Origin of the sequence: Halorhabdus amylolytica (assembly GCF_004944975.1) — an archaeon.
Classification (GTDB): Archaea; Halobacteriota; Halobacteria; order Halobacteriales; family Haloarculaceae; genus Halorhabdus; species Halorhabdus amylolytica.
In genome coordinates, this window is the sequence record NZ_SPQG01000003.1 from 287,023 (window position 1) to 303,627 (window position 16,605).

Here is a 16,605-nt window from a genome sequence, read left to right on the forward strand (position 1 = left end):
CTGTTCACCGTCCTCCCGATCGGTGCCTTCGTCGAGCCAGACGAACAGAGCCAGCAGGCGGCCGATCGCGGATCGAAGACGCGGATGTTCGCCGCGGGCGTGACCAACAACTTCGTGCTGACGGTCCTGGCACTGTTGTTGCTGTTCGGCCCGGTGGCGGGATCGATAGCAGCCGTCGACGGGGTGGCTGTCGGCGGCGTACTCGCGGGCTCACCCGCCGATCGGGCCGGGCTGGAACAGGGTGACGTCATCACGTCGATCAACGAGTCCGCGGTGACGTTGCAGGGGGGCGAGACGGTCCCGATCGATCGGTCGGTGACGGTCACGGCGGCCGTGGTGGACGGGCCGTTCGACCTCGCTGCGAACGACACGATCACGGCGGTCGACGGGACGGCTGTCGAGACGATCGGGGACTTCGAGCGGGCACTCCGGAACCGCACTGTCGTGACAATGACGACGAGCGGGGAGACCGAAACGACGGCCCCGGTCGGTGCCTATGTGAGTCGTATCCTAGCGGATGCCCCGCTGTCGAACGCGAGTGCGCCGGCCGGCGAACCGACCGTCGTCACCCGGATCGGTGATCGTCGGATCCTCGACAGCGACGCTCTCGTCGAGACGCTGGATGGGATGGAGCCGGGCGATCGGGTAACTGTCGAGGCGTACGTCGATGGAACGCGGGCGACCTACAACGTCACGCTCGGTCGAGATGAATCGGACAACGCGTTCCTCGGAGTGGCAAGGGTGCAACGGGGGTATTCAGGCGCCACCGTCGAGGACTTCGGGTTCGGAATCCGCGGCTATCCGGCCGAACGGACGCTCGCGGTGCTTGGCGGTGACGGGAGCGGGAACGTCGACTTCGGATTGGGTGAACAGCTCCTGTGGTTCCTGACGTTGCCGTTCCTGACGCTCCTGGACCCCAGTGCGTTCGGCTTTGCGGGCTTTAGCGGTTACGTCACGAACTTCTATACGATCGGCGGCCCGCTCGGGTTCCTCGGCGGTGGGGTGTTCGCGCTGGCAAACCTGTTGTTCTGGACCGCCTGGATCAACTTCAACGTCGGGCTGTTCAACCTGATCCCGCTGTTCCCTCTGGATGGGGGACACATTCTCCGGACGAGCGCGGAGGCGATCGTGGCTCGGACGCCTGTCGACAGACGCTGGGCGGTGAAGGTGGTAACCGTCTCGGTGGGACTGGTCATGTTCGCCAGCCTGCTCGTGATGCTGTTCGGTCCGATGGTGCTCGCCTGATACGGATTCTTGTAGTGATGTACCGGTATCCGTCGACCCCCCGGGTCAGCGTCATCCGGAAATAATCTACAAGAATCCGTATGAGTGGAGGGATATCGTCGGCCTCGGGCGCCGTCTCGGAGCGATCAGCCCCCAGACGACGCCGGCCGGAGGACGCAATTCTCTTCCCGCACCGGACCGTCCGATCGGATAGATGGTCGACACGCTGACGCTGGTCCTCGCCGGCGTTCTCGCTTACATGGTCGCCACGACGGTGCTCCGTCGCCGGGGGTATCTCCCGTCGTTCGTGCGCGTCTCGGGTCCGATCACGACGATCCGTACTGCTCGCGGGCGTGCCTTGCTCGAACGACTGGCGCGCCACCGGCGGTTCTGGCGAGCCTGGGCGAACGTGGGGCTGGGATTCGCCCTGCTCGTGATGGTCGGGATGTTCCTGACGATCGTCCTCTCGGGGATCGCGAGCCTCCAGCAGCCAGGGGCAAACCCGATTCAGGAACCCAAAAACGCCCTGGTGATCCCGGGGCTCAACGACTTTCTTCCCCTCGCCGCAGCCCCGGAGATCGTCTTCGGGCTGGCGGTGGCGATGATCGTCCACGAGGGTGGCCACGGGCTGCTCTGTCGGGTCGAGGACATCGAGATCGACTCGATGGGCCTGGCGTTGTTCACCGTCCTCCCGATCGGTGCCTTCGTCGAACCGGACGAGCAGAGCCAGCGGGCGGCCGACCGCGGATCGAAGACGCGGATGTTCGCCGCGGGCGTCACTAACAACTTTGCGTTGACGATACTGGCGCTGTTGTTGCTGTTCGGCCCGGTGGCGGGCTCGATCGCGGCGGTCGATGGGGTGGCTGTCGGCGGTTCGCTGCCGGGATCACCCGCCGATGAGGTGGAGATCCAACAGGGAGACGTTATCACTGGGGTCAACGGTACCAAGGTCACGAATCAGTCGACGCTCACCGATGCGCTTGAGGGTGCTGCGGGCCGGACCGTCGACGTGTCCCTGCGCGGGGGTGAGACCAGGCGGATCGAGCGCTCGGTGTTCGTCACGACGGCGATCGAGGACGGACCACTCGCCGTGACCAGCGGCGACACGATAGCTCGCGTCAACGAGACTGACGTCCACACGGCAAAAGCGTTCCGCGCCGCACTCGAAAACCGGACGATCGCAACCCTAACGACGGCTAACGGTACCGAGACGACCGGTCCGATCGGTGCCTACGTCAGCGACGTCGCGATTGACGAACCGCTGGCCGACGCCGGCGCACCCATCGGCGAGTCGATCGTCGTGACCCGCTTTGACGGGGAGCGCATCGTGACGGGCGGGGATCTCTCCGAGGCGCTGGACCGGACGACTCCCGGTCAGGAGGTCCAGGTCGAAGCGATCGTCGACGGCCGGTCACGCCCCTACAACGTCACGCTGGGGAAACATCCACGCGCGGACGTGGGCTTTCTCGGCGTTTCGGGCGTCCAGTCTGGCGTCAGCGGCGTGGCGGTCAACGACTTCGGCATCCGTGCCTACCCCGCAGACGCGTATCTGAGCCTCCTGGGCGGGGACGGACAGGACCTGGGCCTCACGATGGCCGAACGGCTCTTTTCGATCATCACTCTCCCGTTCGCCACGATCGCCAGCCCGCTGGTCCCGTTCAACTTCGCGGGATTCATCGGCCCGATCACAGAGTTCTACACAGTCGGTGGGTCGCTGGGGTTCCTCGGTGGCGGGGTGTTCGTGCTGGCGAACCTGTTGTTCTGGACCGCCTGGATCAATCTCAACCTCGCCGTCTTCAACCTGATCCCGCTGTTCCCCTTAGACGGCGGGCATATGCTCCGGGCGAGTACGGAAGCCATCGTCGCCAGGACGCCGCTGAACAGGCGCTGGACGGTGAAGATTGTGACCGTCTCGGTGGGGCTGGTGATGTTCGCCAGCCTGCTCGTGATGCTGTTCGGCCCGATGATCCTCCCCTGAACAATATTTAAGTCTTTCTCCGCCCTGCCGGGTCCGAAGGCCTGCGTCGGTTCATAAGTGATCCCGTGACGTAGGAGTTCTTGCATGGTCCCCTGACGACTTCGGCCCTCCACCCTTGCGGACCTGCTGACTGCGATGGCCCCTCCGGCCGGACGCTCGACGGATCTCGATCGCCCTGAATTCCGTCACGCCCGTTCGCATCGATCCGATATCGTTGCGGACCATGCGAACTAACAGTCGCTCGACGGTGCGGAACCACCTGAGAGAATTCCGAATCGTCAGTCCTCACCCCCTGCTCGCCAAGGCATACCCCACGAACTGCGAGACCTCCGAACCGGTCGTGTCTTGTCAGATTCGATTTCCCATGCGCTCGGTTCTATTTCCCATGCATTCACTCCTCGAACACTTGGATGTGTGATGGCCAACACGGTACGCCGGCCGGCGGAACGTTTTTGACGGCACCCGTGACAAGCCATAACCCGTATGCAGGTCCCCGAACCGACGTGGCGGCTGCTGGGTATCCTCTCGGTCGCCGTACTCGCTGTCTCTCTCGCCGGCTGTGGAGTGCTCTCCGGAGGATCCGGCTCGCTCCCGGACGGCGAGACGGTCAGTAGCCAACTGGACTCCCTGGAGACGATCGAAACCACGATCGCCACGGAGATCTCGAACGGAACGGCCACCGAGCCATCGCGCATCAGGGCGCTCCGGAACCTCCGGACGGGTGCGTCACGTGCGACGATCGTCTCCGGTCCACAGGAAGGCGTGACCATCGGATCGAACGGCACGGCGATATGGATGTACAACCGTTCGGACAACCGGGTCGAAGTTCTCCGGACGAACCTCTCGTTGTCGAATCGCAGTCGGCCCTTCGGGACCGTCGAAACGATCTTCGATCGACTTCACGAGGCTGAGCGGGGAGAACCGACCGAAGCCTCGATCTCACAACTCCCCGTCGTTCCCCGGGCCAGTGGCCCGGTGACCGCCGGAGCGAGTGCCGTCTCGATCTACGGGAACGTGACGCTTACCTACGGTGGCACGGAATCGGTCGCCGGTCGGAAATCCTACGTCGTCCACATACGGCCGATCGACGACGAACAACTCGTCGGGAACACGACGATGTGGTTCGATAGGGAGTGGTACTATCCAGTCAAGACGACCACGACGGTCTCGATCGGCAACGAGTCGACGACATCGACTGTTACCTATCGGAACGTGACGTTCAATCCGGACGTGCCCGAAGGAACGTTCGCGTTCGATCCGCCCGAGAACGCCACGATCGTTACGCAATCGGCACCCGAGACCGAGACGTATGACTCGCGGGAAGCACTCTCGACAGCGGTTGAGACCCCGCTACCGGATCCCGAGGTGCCCGCCGGATTCGAATTCGCCGAGGGACGCCGGTCGATATTTGAGGGTAACGCGACGGTCACGCTCGAATATACGAACGGGACGGCGAACGTCTCGGTCCTGACGAGTCCCGGGACGGCGAGCGAGTCGGACGTTGGCGAGTCGGTCGATATCTCCGGGCGCGAGGGTCGCTTGCTGGACCTCGGCGAGAGCGACTACGTGACCTGGGCGTGTGACGGGCGGTCCTATACCGTGAGCGGGCCGGTCGGGGAGGAGACGTTGCTCTCGATCGCCCGGTCGATCGACTGCGGGTGACGGCGACCGTCCGATCGCGAGTGATTGGTATCGATGGCGGAACCTCGATGGCGAACCGTCTCCAGGGGACCTCCGCGACGAACTGTCGACAACGGAACTTCGACGATGAAAACGAGTTTCGAGTGCCCGCGATCCCGTCAGGGGCGGCGATACAGCGAGTACGTGATGAAGACCAGCCCGGCGAACTGGGTAATCCGCGCCAGGAGTAGTATCGGCGTCTCGAAGGATAGTGGGATGACTCCCCAGCGTAACAATAGTGTTCCGAAGGCTGCAAGCGAGAACGAAACCGCCGTGAGCAGGATTAGCCCCAACGAGAGATATCGCATGGAGGTGCTGTCGTGGCGGCGAAAGCCCCGATAGGCCTGGTAGCCGATGACCAGGCCAAGCATCGCGGAGGCCAGCGGGATCGAGACTGTCGCCACCTCGACGGGGTCGACGCTCCCGATCATAGGTCCTGCCACATCCTGGTGAAGCGATCGGCCGGGTCTTCCTCGGCCGGCGGACGTCGTTGCAGTTCGATTTGGCACTCGTCGTCCTCGAAGGTCACGTTGACAGACTCGAGTCGAGAGACGTAGACGCTATAGTGGTGACCGTCCGGATCGAACTGTGTCTGTTCCTCGATCAGATCATGTTCTTTCAGGCGATCGACGCGGCGGTAGATCGTCGAGTCCGACGCGTCACACCGTTCGGTGAGCTGGTCTGCTGACATGGGTTGGGCACTCGTGGCTGTGAGGATCTCGCGGGCGTATTCGTCGTCGAGAAGGGCGAGTATTTCCGCCTCGTCGCGATCCTCGCTCACGGTCAAATTTCGACGCGGCGGGGGTTAAAAACCATCTCTCGACTGCTGGGTCGGCAGTCGTCGAAAAGGGGATGAAGTTGGGGGGAAGGGTAAGGTTCCTTACCGCGAGGACCGAACTGATTCGTATCATGGTCAGACGCGAGGCCCCGCTCACGACCGAAGGGTGGTATGCGCTGCACGACTTCCGGACGATCGACTGGGACGCCTGGCGCGAGGCCTCCCGGCGGAGCAAGGACACCGCCGTCGAGGAAGGGCGCGATTTCCTCGAAGCGGCCACGACGGTGGGTGACGCCGAAGAGGGCGACTCAGCCGTCTACGCGATGCTCGGACACGAGGCGGACCTCTTGGTCGTCCACCTTCGACCGACGACGGTGGACCTCGACGCGCTCGAACGGCGCTTCGAGCGGACGGCACTTGCTCGCTTTACCGAACGGACCGAGTCGTTCGTTTCCGTGACGGAGGCCTCGGGGTACTCCGAACGCGCTCGCGAATTTCTGGAAGGGAAACTCGACGAGAACTCCGGGTTGGCGAAGTACATGCGCTCGCGTATCGAACCGGAGATTCCCGACGCCGAACACGTCAGCTTCTATCCGATGAACAAACGTCGCGATCCCGAATACAACTGGTACGACCTGCCCTTCGAAGAACGGGCCGAACACATGGACGCTCACGGCGATATCGGCCGGGAGTACGCCGGCAAGGTCACCCAGATGATCACCGGTGCGATCGGGATCGACGACTGGGAGTGGGGCGTGACGCTGTGGGCCGACGATCTGACGGATATCAAGGAACTCCTCTACGAGATGCGGTTCGACCCCTCCAGCTCGAAGTACGCCGAGTTCGGTCCCTTCTGGGTCGGCCGCCGGATGGCACCTGAGGACCTGGAGGCGTATCTCGCTGGCGAGCCGCTTGCCGCGGCGGCCGGTGGCGACAGTAGCGGGACGGATCGCGCGCCGACGCCGGACGCGGCGGCCGAGCGTGACGCAGACGGCACGGACGCGACGACACACCCACACGAGATGACGACGGAGCAAAGCGACGACACCCCTGTGGATCATCCGCCTGCAGAATCGGGCCACGGCAAGACGACGGATGGGGACGACACTGGTGGACATCCCGAGAGCGTCGGCGGTCGGCCCGACACGGGCGACGCGACGTTCTCCAGGGTCGAGAACCTCGACGAACGGCTATTCCAGGTCGGGCTCCGGGAGGGAGAAGATTACGACGGTGGTGAGTTCGGCCTGCTGTTCTATTCGGACGCCAACGCCGAGGAGTTGGCCGAGGACGTGGCGGGTCTCCGGGAAAACTTCGATCACTACGACCGCCACGTCACGACCGTCACCCGGGCATCGGGCGGTCGATCGGCGGTCGCGTCCGTGTGGACTGCCGAGGACGCCGCCGAGACCGCTGCCGGCTTTCTCGGTGATCTTCCAGGCATCAACGAGCGCTACGGGGGCGTTCTCGGCGACGAGCAGGACAGCGACGGATCGGCCGGTGATGAGACAGCAGACACGAGCGACAACGGATCCACGGCCGAAGCGGGGACGGACGAGGGGACGGCCGCGTCTGTCAGGGCCGAACTCGCCGAAGCGGGCGTCTACGCCGGCCAACCCCACGGTGAGGATGTCTACGCCATGGTGGTGTACTCAGCGGCCGACGCTGATGAACTCGCTGGGCCTGTCGAAGAACTCAAGGACCGCTTCGCGCACGCCGACGGCCATGTCAGGACAGCCATTTACGAACCCGAAGTGGGCGAGGTAACTGCAGTCGGCGACAGAGAAGCGACCGCGGTCGTCAGTCTCTGGGAAGGGGTCGAGGATGCCGAGTCGGCCGCCGATGTCCTGACAGAATTGCCGGGCGTCCTCGGCCGAGCGGGCGAAGGCGACGGGTTCGCCACGATGGGGATGTTCTATCGGGTCAAGCCCGATTACCGCGAAGAGTTCGTCGACACGTTCGGGACTGTCGGCGAGAAACTGGCAGGGATGGACGGCCACCGGGGGACGGCGCTGCTGGTCAACGACGACGAGGAGACCGACATGTTCATCGCCTCGAACTGGGACGCCCGCGAGGACGCGATGGCCTTCTTCCGTTCGGACGATTTCCGCGAGACTGTCGAATGGGGACGTGAAGTGTTGGCCGATCAGCCCCGGCACGTCTTCCTGGCCTGATACGGATTATTCTCGTGATGTACCGGTATCCGTCGACCCCCGGGTCGGCGTCATCCTGAAATAATCGACAATAATCCGTATGAGATTTTTCCCACGTTTTGCGCGAGCGCGAGCGGAAAAGGTGGTCTCAAGTGTATCCCCGCCTATGGACTGCCATGTCGAACGATAGCGACGGGGATCCGACTGTCCCGCCCGGTCCTGCCGACGTCGAAGACCTCCCGACGGTCAGTTGTGAGCGCTGTGGTCGGGAGTGGGACCTCGCGTACGAACTCGAAGAGGTCGCCGTGGGGAACCAGGCGTTCGAGCAGTTCGCCCTGGACCATCAGCGCCACACCGGTCACTTTCCGGACGGGATCTCGACGTGGCGGGCGGATTGTCGGCAGTGTCCCGAGGCGATCCAGCGCCTGGACGAACGGGCGGCGCGACGGTGGGCCGAGACCCACGCAAGACACACCGGTCACGCAGTCGAAGTTGACCATGCCGATCAGGAGTCCACGACGATCGAGCGGTCCGAGTGAACGTGATCGGGTGACAGTACCGGGACAGGAAGGTAAATCGCGCTGCAGGTTACTCCTCGTGGACGTCGTCGTCTTCGGTACTGGTCGCATCGAGATCTTTCTCGCCGAAGTAGATCTCCGCGCCGTCCTGGGCGACCTTCTCGGCCAGGACTGCACACTTTACGCGCATGGGTGAGATGTCCACACCGAGCATGTCGATGACGTCGTCGCGGTTGAGTTCTTCCAGCTTTTCGACCGTCATGCCTTCGAGACGTTCCGACAGCATCGACGCCGAGGCCTGCGAGATGGCACAGCCGTCCCCACGGAACGCGACGGATTCGATGACCTCTTCATCGTCGTCCAGGACGACATCCATCTCGATAGTGTCGCCACACATCGGATTCTCGCCGACGTGCGTGAACGTCGCTCCCTCGATCTCGCCGTAGTTGCGTGGGTTCTTGTAGTGATCGAGGATCTGCTGTCGGTACATGTCACTCCCGCCGATTCCCATTGGTACGACCAGATTGGCGATACCGGCGGAAAAACGTTCCGCGGCAAAACCTATCATGAGAAATAGTAGCTACAGCGTGATAGAATGGATTGCATCAGTAATATTATAATCTCTCGGTCATTTTATCGAGTCATTGTTCACAAAGAGGGATACCGAAATGTTGGATGACATACAGGAATTGCCGGATACAGAGCTAGGGAACATTGCTACGACTGGGTCGGTAAGTGGTCCGATTGAAGGATTACTGCGAGAACACGAACAGCCCAGAGACGTTGTGGTGGGCGAGAGTGTCGAATACGCGACTGGAGAACGAACGACCACAGTTGAACCCGACGGTGAGTCTCACACATATTTGATCGCAACCGATGATCGCGTGTTGGTCGTTCTTGGGGAACAACCGTCCGACTGCGAGATCGAATTCGAGTTGCGGTCAGTATCACGAGCAGCAGTCAATAGCGGATTGCTGAACACGACCCTGGTAGTCGAGCAAGGAGAGAAGTCGCTCCGGTTATCGCCCACACATGGCGATGCGGAAGGGATCGCGGAGTACATTACGGTGATGTCTGAGGCGTACTCTGACGTCGAAGACGCTATCGCGTCGGCCGAAGAGATGACCGAAGAACTCGAATCGAAGGTCCGTGAGAGCGGAACGATCGGATATCTTCGTCTCCAGATCCAATCAGAACTTTCGGACGCGCGCCAGTCAGTTACACGAGAGAAGGTTCACACTGACCGACTACTTGAGCGGGTTGAAGCCGCCGATAAGGAACTCAACCGACGGTACACCGACGCCTGGATCAACCGCATCAACGACACGATGGGGCGGGCCGAAACGGCGCTCGAACAGAACGAGTATACGGCATTCTGCGAAGCGTACGTCGAGGCCGTGGACGCGCTGGCTTCGCTGCGGGATGTGCTTGCTGACCTCAATGCACCGCCCCGAGAAGTGGCTGACGAGGTTACCGAGAAGGCCAACGAGGTTGACCAACTCGCTGAAACGTATGTCGAGTCGATCCGTAACGCACACGAGCACGCAACAGAAAGTGACGACCCCGAGGAGACTGCCAATGCCTGGCTCGAAACCTTCCGGCGTGTGACGGCCGCCCGCAAAGCCGACTGGGGGACGGAAGTTGATTCGATTGACTTTCCATTCTCGAAGATCGAACCGATCGCCGAGGCGACAGTCAACGCGTTAGAGCGCCACGCTGAGACCCTCCAGACAGCAGGTGAGCGAGCACTCGATACCGATACCGCTGAAGCCCGGAGTTACTTCGAGCAGGCGGTAGCGCGTATTCGGCGGGCCCAAGAGATCACCGAAACACATCCAGTCGGGGATAGTTCAACCTTCGACAGGCGCCTCGAAGAACTCCAGGAAAAAGTCGAAGTGACTGAGTGGGAGTGGGGAATGGACTGACTACTCTCACAATGGCGTGATCTGTTCTACTGGTCACAGGCCACGGCCGGCACTGGGCAGTACCGAGAGCCCTTCCGGTCGGACGCCAGGGGTCGGGCCGAACCAGTCCACTCCCTGATTGAGACGACACAGATAGGTGGTTCATGGTCCGTATTGCTGAGATCCAGTACCGTCAATTCATGTGTGAGTCATTCCGACACCGTCGAGGCTGTCCCTACGAGGTAGTACAGCTACCGTCTCCGACCTTCGACACCGATATGACGATAAGTAATTCAGTATGAATGATAAATAGGGGAATATCTAGAGCCTGTATAGTTAATACCCTACGATATTATTGGAGGTATAGAGTGCGCGTCCATCCCGGGAGTAACCAGCAATGTTCGACAGAGTAAATGAGCTATCGGATTCGTTGATCGGCGGTTCGGGTGGGGATAGAGATGTCAACGAGGATACGTTCGTCGAGTTGTTACGCGACGATGAGCGTCCTTCGCATGTACTGATAGGGAGCAGTGTCGAGCGCGAAACGGGTGGACGGACCACGACTGTCGAGCCCGATGGGGATCACGAGGTTTATCTGATCGTAACGGACGAGCGGGTGATGATCGTTCTCGGGGACGAACCAGATACGGTCGAAATCGAGTTTGAACTGGGTTCAGTCAGCCGGTGTACTGTCCAATCCGGCCTTCTGAACAAGACGCTGGTCGTGGACGGCGGTGACGAGTCCATTCGTTTTTCGCCTACGGAGGGGGATCCAGAAGCCGTCGAGGATTACGTCGAACAGGCGTCCGAGATCTATCAGGACGTCGGCGACGCTCTCAAGACAGCCACGGATCGATTCGACACGCTTGAATCGAAGATCCAGAACGAGGGTGAGGGCTCGGATCTATGGTTACGTGTTCAGTCGAAGCTCTCGGAAGCCCGGAGTCATGCGACTCACGATGGTGGACAGCATCCCCTCGGACCGGTCGAGAACGAAATCACGCTGGATCGGCTACTCGACCGGGTAGTGGACCTAGAACGTGAGTTTCAGCAACGCTACGTCGAGGCCTGGCTCGAACGCGGTCGAGCGCAACTCGACGAGGCACGGGACGCCAAGGAGACCAAAGATTATGCCACGTTCTGTGCCTCGTATACGAGTGCAGTCGAAGCCGCTGTTGTACTACGAAACGCGACCGACCGATTGGATCAGGTACCCCAGCAAGCGGCTGACGAGATCGAATCGTTCAGGGGGGAACTGGACGGGCTCGACCGTGCGTACGTTGAAGCGACACGGGACGCGCTCGACAGAGCGACTGAAGGGGGCGACCCGGAAACCACAGCAATGCGCTGGTACGAAGTGTACCGACGATACGATGCCGCCCGCGCGGCGGACTGGGATCGAACTGACGACCTCCCGGAACTCGAGGCGGAGGACGAACTCGATTCGATCGTTCCGGCGACGGTCGATGCTTTCATCGAACACGCCGGTGCGCTCGAAGCCGCAGGTGAGGACTGTGAGGACGACGACGCCGAGGACGCCCGCGAGTACTACGAACAGGCGACCGAACGATTACACACTGCGGAGGCGATCGTCGACGAGGAAGACGCCAATCTCGACGACCGGTCGTTCGAGGAGCGAATCGAGAGCCTCGAAGAGAAGATCGATCGCACCAAGTGGGAGTGGGGATCCCCCGGATCGACATCCTAATTCGTTCTCACGGTCTGGATCGGTGTCGTGACCGGTTTTCGGCTCACGCAAACAGTTCGCGAGCGTCGTTCATCGCCACGCCACCTTTTTCCCGCTCGGGTCGCCCTCGGCGACCGCTCGCGGCAAAAACGTGGGCGAAAAAACCGGTCCCTCAGCGATGCTTCGGGACCGGCCAAACGCGGCCATAGGCCGCGTCTGCTCACGCAAACAGTTCGCGAGCGTCGTCCATCGCCTCGATCAGGACGTCGATCTCCTCGCGAGTATTATAAACGTAGAACGAGGCCCGCGCAGTCGCGGCCACGCCCAGCTTGTCGTGTAGCGGCTGCGTACAGTGATCACCGGCACGGATCGCGACCGCGTAGTCGTTGAGGATCGACGCGAGATCGTGGGCGTGGACGGACTCCAGGTTGAACGAAACCAGACCGCCGCGTTCCTCGCCCGCGGGCGGCCCGTAGGTTTCGACATCGTCGAACTCTGCCAGACGGTCTATCGCGTACTGGGCGAGTTCGTTCTCGTGACGAGCGATCCGGTCCATGCCGATGTCGTCGAGATACTCGACTGCTTCTGCCAGTGCGATCCCCTGGGCAATCTTCGGCGTTCCGGCCTCGAACTTCCAGGGGAGGTCGTTCCAGGTAGCGTCCTCGAAGGTGACTTTCGTGATCATGTCGCCGCCGTAGTTGAACGGCTCCATGTCCTCTAAGATCGCTTTCTTGCCGTACAGCGCGCCGATACCGGTCGGTCCGGCCATCTTGTGCCCCGAGAAGGCATAGAAGTCCGCGTCGATCGCCTCGACGTCGACCGGCCGGTTGGGAACGGCCTGGGCGCCGTCAACGAAGATCAGCGCGTCGTTCTCGTGAGCGAGATCCGCGAGATCCGCGACGGGATTGATCGCCCCGAGCGTGTTCGAGACGTGCAGTACTGAGACCATCGCCGTGTCCGGGCCAATGACCTCCTTGGCGTGATCCATGTCGAGGTGGCCGTCGTCGGTGACCCGGATGTACCGGACCGTCGCCCCGGTTTTCTTCGCGATCTGTTGCCAGGTCACTAGCGAGGCGTGGTGTTCCATCTCCGTCAGGACTACCTCGTCGCCGGGGCCGAGTTCGTTCAGTCCCCAGGCGTAGGCCACCAGATTCTCTGACTCGGTCGTGTTCGAGGTGAAGACCAACTCCTCGCGGCCACCGGTTGCGCCGACGAACTCGGCGACCCGGTCGTGGGCCTCTTCGTAAGCGATACTGGCCTCCTGGCTGAGCTGGTGGAGTCCCCGGTGGACGTTTGCGTTGTAGGTCTCGTAGTACTCGACGATGGCGTCGATGACTCGTTCGGGCGTCTGGGTCGTCGCCGCGTTGTCAAGGTACACTAGCGGCGTGCCGTCGAACTCCCGTTCCAGCACGGGGAAATCCTCGCGGATCGACTCGATGTCGAGGGCCCCGGACTCACGTACCGTCATTACGCAGTAATGGGGGACCGAGACGGAACTTTCCTTCGGTCCGCCTAGAAGAGGTGGGCGACTGCGAAAACGGGGTACGACTGGTCTACTCGCCGAGGTGCTGCTGGATCGCGAACGCGTACATCGCGTACAGCAGCAATACAATGACGCCGACGAGAATAAGTCCCGCCCGGATGGTCGGATCGATCAGGACAGTGTCGGGGACGGCGCCGTCTCCGTTCACTGGACCGGCCGATCTGCCGGCGATCGATTCGAGCAGTCCTAGCACGACGACTCCCAGGATGATCAGTCCGCCGCCGAGCGCCATCGCGACCTTGTCCGCCATCGTCTCCGTAGTAGTGTTGGTTGCCATGTTTGTCACCTCCTTAGCCGAGTATGTATCGCAGCCACTGGTTGTTCCGGACGAGGGCAGTCCGCTCGATGTACGCATCGAGCCCCCAGACACGACCGGCGCCGAGAACGATCAGCGCGATGAACAACACCAGTCCCATCAGGTCGCCGTTGACCATGCCGTGGGCCCAGTCCTGATTGGCCGTCGTGAAGAAGACCATCAGGAAGGCCCCGAAGAACGCGGCCAGCCTGAGCAGGCAGCCGACGATCAGGCCGAGCCCGATCAGCGTCTGCCCGACCGGAACCATGAAATTCACGATTTCGAGCCCGATTCCGCTACTGAACGGCGCCATGATCGGTGAGACGACTGTCCCTTCCGAACCCACGAACCAACTCGCGTCGAAGGGCCAGTTCAGGATCTTGTCTAACCCGGCGTGGAGGAACCACCAACCGACGATCAATCGCAGCAACAGCGTCCAGTAGGCCAGCCACCTACCGTCTATCTCGTACGATACATTCGTCCCGAACAGGGTCGTGTTCACCTCGGTGTTTGCCATTGGTACCTACCTCACACTCTGACTTCTCCGGAGAGGTATATTAAAGGGGGTGCTATTTTCACTTCCTGATAACCTTTGTAGGGGATCTTAGCTCGCCCAAATACCGCTGGAGCTTCTGCCTGGAGCCCACAACGTCGTGATCTCGAATTCCATCTCATCCAATCGTTTTAGGTACCCAACACTATTCTATAATGGATCTTATACGGGCGAGCAGGGTCAGGACCCGGGCAGTTTTCCGAGCTGAGGACGACCCCCTCGATATGTCCGAAGACACGCTCGCCTGGGAGACCATCGATTCGGGGACGGCCTACACCTGCGAAGGGTTCGACGTGATCACCGAGGCCGTCGAACTGCCCGACGGTACCGAGACGACTTTCGACTACCTCGCCGAGGGCGAGAGTGTCGTCGTCCTCCCGTTCACCCGGGACGGCGATGTGGTGGTCATCGAGGAGTGGCGACAGGCCATCAGGCGGGTAAACTACGGCCTCCCGGCAGGGAGTCTGGAATCCGATGACGACGATCCCGCGACGGCCGTCGAACGGGAACTCGGGGAAGAAACGGGCTACGAGCCGGGAACCGTCGAACACTTGACGACTGTCGAACCGGCCAACGGCTTCTCCGACGCCGTGTTTCACTACTTTCTCGCGACCGACTGTACGCCGACGGCCGATCGGAACCTCGATTACAACGAGTCCATCGCCGTCGAGACCACCACGTTCGATGCGCTCGTCGAGGCGGCCCGGGAGGACGAATTACGGGACGGTCGAACGATGCTCGGCGTGCTCTATTACGCGCTCTTCGAAGGCGTCGCGGAACGGAATCCTTAGGCCCGCGGATCGTCCAGGGAGGGGCATGCGCGATCACTTCGAAATCCGCGGCTACGACGCCGCGGGGCGACTCGGCGAGTTAACCGTCCCCCGGGCGGACGTCACCGTCGAGACGCCTGCCCTCCTGCCGGTGATCAATCCCCATCACGAGACGATCGATCCCGGCCGACTCGAGACGGAGTTCGGAGCCGAGATGCTCATCACCAACAGCTACGTCATCTACGGCAGCGAGGAAGTGCGGGAGCCCGCACTCGAGGACGGCCTGCACGAACTGCTCGGATTCGACGGTGCGATCATGACCGACTCGGGCTCCTTCCAGCTGGCCGAGTACGGCGAGATCGACGTTACCAGCCGGGAGATCCTGGAGTTCCAGGACGATATCGGCACGGATATCGCCACGCCCGTGGACATCCCGACACCCCCCGACGTGGGCCGGGAGCGTGCCGTCGACGAACTGGCGACCACCCAGAAGCGCCTGGAAGCCGCCGCCAGCCTCGACCTCGGCGAGATGCTCATCAATGCGCCCGTCCAGGGCTCGACGTATCCCGACCTTCGCGAGCGGGCTGCCGAAGACGCCTATGGCACGGGACTGGACGTGTTCCCGGTCGGCGCGATGGTGCCGTTGATGAACGACTACCGCTACGGCGACATGATCGAGGCGGTCATGGGGGCAAAGCGTGGACTCGGCGAGGACGCCCCGGTGCACCTCTTCGGCGCGGGCCATCCCATGATGTTCGCCCTCGCCGTGGCGGCCGGCTGTGACCTCTTCGATTCGGCCGCCTACGCGCTGTACGCCCGGGACGATCGCTATCTCACCGTGCGGGGCACCCGTCATCTCGAGGACCTTGAATACTTCCCCTGTGAGTGTCCCGTCTGTACGGAACACGATCCAGCAGCTGTGCGGGACCTCCCGGACGACGCACGGACCGAACGCCTCGCCGAACACAATCTCTATGTCTCCTTCGGTGAGATGCGTCGCATCAAGCAGGCTATCCGGCGGGGGAATCTACTCGAACTCGTCGAGGCGCGTGCGCGGGCACACCCGGCCGTTCTCGACGGATATCGAGCGCTGCTCGAACACGCCGACCAGCTCGAGACGACCGATCCCGCCTCCAAGGACGCCTTCTTCTATCTCTCGGGGGAGAGCGCCGGTCGACCGGAAGTCCGCCGTCATCACGACCGCCTCGCCGAACTGTCACCCCCCGATGACCTCCTATTGACAGTCGATCCGGCGGCCAGCGACGAGGAGTTCGAGGAGATCTGGGAAGTCTACCCGCCGTTCGGTCCAGTTCCACGGGGGCTCGACCAGACGTACCCACTCACCGCCGAAGTGCCCGATCACCTCGACGAGCGGGCCTACCTGGAAGCCGCGCGAGGCGTCTCCCGCCTTGCGACTGCCGACGCCTCGATAACCCTCCTCGGCGATGGCTGGCCGGCCAGCGCGCTCGACGTACTTCCTGACAGCGTCGAGGTGAGCCACACGTCAAAAGAGTGATTTCCCGCC

15 protein-coding genes are annotated in these 16,605 nt (G+C 62.1%); 9 read left to right on the forward strand and 6 right to left on the reverse strand.

The features are described 5' to 3' along the window. From E3374_RS06135 to E3374_RS06145, 3 genes are all read left to right on the forward strand, one after another. The coding region (locus E3374_RS06135; RefSeq protein WP_248299402.1) for a site-2 protease family protein at positions 1-1,245 on the forward strand (1,245 nt) is incomplete at its 5' end. Between the two features lie 193 nt (positions 1,246-1,438). Next, on the forward strand, positions 1,439-3,202 hold the full coding sequence (locus E3374_RS06140) for a site-2 protease family protein (RefSeq protein WP_136688168.1): 1,764 nt from the start codon (positions 1,439-1,441) through the stop codon (positions 3,200-3,202). Between the two features lie 483 nt (positions 3,203-3,685). Further along, positions 3,686-4,864: an outer membrane lipoprotein-sorting protein gene (locus tag E3374_RS06145; RefSeq protein ID WP_136688170.1), complete on the forward strand. Its 1,179-nt coding sequence runs from the start codon at positions 3,686-3,688 to the stop codon at positions 4,862-4,864. A 137-nt stretch (positions 4,865-5,001) separates the two neighbouring features. On the opposite strand, the gene E3374_RS06150 is transcribed toward E3374_RS06145, so the two are convergent. Both E3374_RS06150 and E3374_RS06155 read right to left on the reverse strand, forming a co-directional pair. After that, positions 5,002-5,313: a DUF7521 family protein gene (locus E3374_RS06150; protein WP_136688172.1), complete on the reverse strand. Its 312-nt coding sequence runs from the start codon at positions 5,311-5,313 to the stop codon at positions 5,002-5,004. Next, on the reverse strand, positions 5,310-5,663 hold the full coding sequence (locus E3374_RS06155) for an ArsR/SmtB family transcription factor (protein ID WP_136688174.1): 354 nt from the start codon (positions 5,661-5,663) through the stop codon (positions 5,310-5,312). The genes E3374_RS06150 and E3374_RS06155 overlap by 4 nt, the downstream gene beginning before the upstream one ends. A 128-nt stretch (positions 5,664-5,791) precedes the next feature. On the opposite strand from E3374_RS06155, the gene E3374_RS06160 reads away from it, so the two are divergent. Next, a complete protein-coding gene (locus E3374_RS06160; RefSeq protein ID WP_136688176.1) occupies positions 5,792-7,831 on the forward strand; it encodes a heme-binding protein in 2,040 nt (679 codons plus the stop codon). Positions 7,832-7,986: 155 nt separating this feature from the next. Then, positions 7,987-8,349, forward strand: a complete 363-nt coding sequence (locus tag E3374_RS06165; protein ID WP_136688178.1) for a hypothetical protein — start codon at positions 7,987-7,989, stop codon at positions 8,347-8,349. 49 nt (positions 8,350-8,398) lie between these two features. Here E3374_RS06165 and sufU read toward each other — a convergent pair whose 3' ends face one another. Continuing rightward, complete coding sequence (gene sufU, locus E3374_RS06170) at positions 8,399-8,839, reverse strand: Fe-S cluster assembly sulfur transfer protein SufU (protein ID WP_136688180.1); 441 nt, start codon at positions 8,837-8,839, stop codon at positions 8,399-8,401. A 352-nt stretch (positions 8,840-9,191) separates the two neighbouring features. On the opposite strand from sufU, the gene E3374_RS06175 reads away from it, so the two are divergent. Continuing rightward, complete coding sequence (locus tag E3374_RS06175; protein WP_136688182.1) at positions 9,192-10,253, forward strand: hypothetical protein; 1,062 nt, start codon at positions 9,192-9,194, stop codon at positions 10,251-10,253. 376 nt (positions 10,254-10,629) lie between these two features. After that, positions 10,630-11,940 carry a hypothetical protein gene (locus tag E3374_RS06180; RefSeq protein ID WP_136688184.1) on the forward strand — a complete coding sequence of 437 codons (1,311 nt, stop codon included), beginning with the start codon at positions 10,630-10,632 and terminating at the stop codon, positions 11,938-11,940. Positions 11,941-12,139: 199 nt separating this feature from the next. On the opposite strand, the gene E3374_RS06185 is transcribed toward E3374_RS06180, so the two are convergent. The 3 genes from E3374_RS06185 to E3374_RS06195 form a co-directional block, all read right to left on the reverse strand. Next, positions 12,140-13,387: an aminotransferase class V-fold PLP-dependent enzyme gene (locus E3374_RS06185; RefSeq protein WP_136688186.1), complete on the reverse strand. Its 1,248-nt coding sequence runs from the start codon at positions 13,385-13,387 to the stop codon at positions 12,140-12,142. Positions 13,388-13,472: 85 nt separating this feature from the next. After that, positions 13,473-13,739, reverse strand: coding sequence for a hypothetical protein (locus tag E3374_RS06190; protein ID WP_136688187.1), 267 nt, complete (start codon positions 13,737-13,739; stop codon positions 13,473-13,475). Between the two features lie 13 nt (positions 13,740-13,752). Continuing rightward, positions 13,753-14,274, reverse strand: coding sequence for a DoxX family protein (locus E3374_RS06195; RefSeq protein WP_136688189.1), 522 nt, complete (start codon positions 14,272-14,274; stop codon positions 13,753-13,755). A 260-nt stretch (positions 14,275-14,534) separates the two neighbouring features. Here E3374_RS06195 and E3374_RS06200 point away from each other — a divergent pair, with 260 nt between their 5' ends. Then, the gene (locus E3374_RS06200; protein ID WP_136688191.1) at positions 14,535-15,101 is read left to right on the forward strand and encodes an NUDIX hydrolase; all 567 of its coding nucleotides are present in this window, start codon (positions 14,535-14,537) and stop codon (positions 15,099-15,101) included. Between the two features lie 25 nt (positions 15,102-15,126). Continuing rightward, on the forward strand, positions 15,127-16,596 hold the full coding sequence (tgtA, locus tag E3374_RS06205) for a tRNA guanosine(15) transglycosylase TgtA (protein ID WP_136688193.1): 1,470 nt from the start codon (positions 15,127-15,129) through the stop codon (positions 16,594-16,596). The last annotated feature ends 9 nt before the right edge of the window (positions 16,597-16,605 follow it).

Bases quoted from the DNA above. Each gene is read 5' to 3' on its own strand.
- E3374_RS06140 (WP_136688168.1), top strand. From the start codon at position 1,439: ATGGTCGACACGCTGACGCTGGTCCTCGCCGGCGTTCTCGCTTACATG.
- E3374_RS06145 (WP_136688170.1), top strand. From the start codon at position 3,686: ATGCAGGTCCCCGAACCGACGTGGCGGCTGCTGGGTATCCTCTCGGTC.
- E3374_RS06150 (WP_136688172.1), bottom strand. From the start codon at position 5,313: ATGATCGGGAGCGTCGACCCCGTCGAGGTGGCGACAGTCTCGATCCCG.
- E3374_RS06160 (WP_136688176.1), top strand. From the start codon at position 5,792: ATGGTCAGACGCGAGGCCCCGCTCACGACCGAAGGGTGGTATGCGCTG.
- E3374_RS06165 (WP_136688178.1), top strand. From the start codon at position 7,987: ATGTCGAACGATAGCGACGGGGATCCGACTGTCCCGCCCGGTCCTGCC.
- sufU (WP_136688180.1), bottom strand. From the start codon at position 8,839: ATGGGAATCGGCGGGAGTGACATGTACCGACAGCAGATCCTCGATCAC.
- E3374_RS06180 (WP_136688184.1), top strand. From the start codon at position 10,630: ATGTTCGACAGAGTAAATGAGCTATCGGATTCGTTGATCGGCGGTTCG.
- E3374_RS06185 (WP_136688186.1), bottom strand. From the start codon at position 13,387: ATGACGGTACGTGAGTCCGGGGCCCTCGACATCGAGTCGATCCGCGAG.
- E3374_RS06190 (WP_136688187.1), bottom strand. From the start codon at position 13,739: ATGGCAACCAACACTACTACGGAGACGATGGCGGACAAGGTCGCGATG.
- E3374_RS06195 (WP_136688189.1), bottom strand. From the start codon at position 14,274: ATGGCAAACACCGAGGTGAACACGACCCTGTTCGGGACGAATGTATCG.
- E3374_RS06200 (WP_136688191.1), top strand. From the start codon at position 14,535: ATGTCCGAAGACACGCTCGCCTGGGAGACCATCGATTCGGGGACGGCC.
- tgtA (WP_136688193.1), top strand. From the start codon at position 15,127: ATGCGCGATCACTTCGAAATCCGCGGCTACGACGCCGCGGGGCGACTC.